At 32.0% G+C, this 2,003-nt stretch carries 2 protein-coding genes; both read right to left on the bottom strand.

Going from position 1 to position 2,003, the window contains the following annotated elements:
- Nucleotides 1-211: 211 nt before the first annotated feature.
- A complete protein-coding gene (locus AB8M93_RS18750) occupies nt 212-400 on the bottom strand; it encodes a hypothetical protein (RefSeq protein WP_373060524.1) in 189 nt (62 codons plus the stop codon).
- The gene (locus tag AB8M93_RS18745) at nt 390-854 is read right to left on the bottom strand and encodes a hypothetical protein (protein ID WP_373060522.1); all 465 of its coding nucleotides are present in this window, start codon (nt 852-854) and stop codon (nt 390-392) included. Before AB8M93_RS18745 ends, AB8M93_RS18750 begins: the two co-directional genes overlap by 11 nt.
- Between the last annotated feature and the right edge of the window lie 1,149 nt (nt 855-2,003).

Below are 2,003 nucleotides of genomic sequence, written 5' to 3'. Positions count from 1 at the left end.
TTTTTGTAAATACAAAGTTATTACTTTAAATCAGATTTCAAAATTAATTTTTCTCTGTTTAAGTATTAATGCCAACGGTTTGCGGTTATCGCAAGTTACGGGAGTAGGGACGCGGACTTGTCGGCTCACCGATTTGTTTCTTGATTTCTAAAATTACACTTTTTCTATAATACCCGGAATTTGAGATGAACCGCTGTTAGGCACTGGCTTTTTACTCAGAATCTTTATCACTAGATGAATCATCCGATGTTGAATTCGATTGTGAATTACTCTGATTTTGTAATTCATTTAGCAAATCTTGTGAAGGTTTTTTAAAAGGCATACCTTTTTCTAGGTAATCTCCTCCTTTAAGTTTGTCTTCTTTTAATTTTTTTAAATATTCTTTATCTTTATTTTCCATTTTTATGAATTTTAGTTCCTTCAATCGTTATTGTTCTTTTTGGCTTATTTGAAATTTCTTTGTAATGCTTCATATTTATTAAGCTATAGGAAGTGAGCAGTAAGATTCCTAACGGTAATATTATAACCATACCTAAATTTATTTTTGGAATCCATTCCTCAGAAGTTATTTCTTCTATTCTATTTTCATCAATTTTATCAATTGATTCTGATATCTTTTTAATACTCAAATAGTGGCTAATAAATCCTAATGTTAGGCATATGATGAAGCACATAAGTGCGAGTAAGAATAACCATTCTGCGACAGCATATTTTATTGGAACTATCTCTTTTATGAAAGTTAATGAAATAGCAATAGCTCCACTAGCGATAGTTAAGACTTGTGTGTCAAATTTAGACACGCTGTATCTTAAATCTTCTAACAAATCTTTTTTATATTCTTCTTTTAAACTCATAATTTTCAATAAAGCTTGTGCCTAACGGCTACGGTTAACGCAAGTCACGGGAGTATAGACACGGACTTGTCGGCTAACGGATTTTTATTGGTCTCTAAAATAACAATTTTTAGCATACAACCCGTTATTTGCTGTTAACCGATGTTATGCACTGGAAATATTACCTAAAACATGTGAATTGAAGACAATTTTTTCTGTCTGCATAGAATCGGCGTAATGGTTTTCAGGATCAATAAAGTTCAGCTTTTTAAATTCCGGAATGATTTGCGGTTTTCTTAAACTTTTTTGGAGATAATTATCTTCTTAATCCTGCGTTTGAGTAATCACGTTTTCTCATTATTAAAACCCCAAAACTTAAAATATTTCTTGTGCATAACGGTTACGTTTAACGCAAGTAACGGGATTAGGAACACGTATTTGTCGGCTCGTTGATTTTTAAATTAGTTTCTAAAAATAACAATTTTCAGGATACAACCCGTTATTTGCTGTTAAGCGATGTTGCCTAGAGTAGCGCCACGCCAGAGTAAGCACGAGAGATTGGCCGTTCTGGTCAGTTTGTTTTTTGAAATTTTCTTTTTGTTCTATTATTCCTTTTGACTTTTAATTTTCTAGAATGATAAGGATTTTTCGGCTTGTTGAATTATTCAATTTTTTGGTTCTATTTTTATTTTAAGTTTTTCCGGCTGAGTAGGTGTCAGCGTACTTTTTGAAATTCTTTCCGTTTGAAACTTTCTGTTTTTACACAAGTTTTCTTTTCAAATTCTACGGTAGAGTAGAAGTCGGTTTGATTTTTCTATAATTGAACCAACTCTCTTTAATTGAAAACCTGATTCATTTTCTATTTTCCTGGATTTTTGTATAAAACGAATATTTAAGATTCCGTTGAAAAAACTTCTATCATCCAGAATCTACCTTTTTAAGTTCAAACTTTATAATTCCTTTTTTCCGCTAAATGTGAGCTGGATTTTCAATAAGAAAATGAACAATATTAGCAGGTTAGAATATTTATTTTTGTCGGCGCTATTCTTGGCAACGGTTACGGTTAACGCAAGTCACGGGATTAGGGCCACGGACTTGTCGGCTTAGTTTATTTTTACTTGGTCTCTAAAATAACAATTTTTAGCATACAACCCGTTATTTGCTGTTAAC

The sequence above is a fragment of the Autumnicola aciditolerans genome, from assembly GCF_041679265.1.
GTDB lineage: Bacteria > Bacteroidota > Bacteroidia > Flavobacteriales > Flavobacteriaceae > Autumnicola.
Note: the sequence above shows the minus strand (reverse complement) of the source record. Positions and strands in the feature narration are given on the sequence as shown.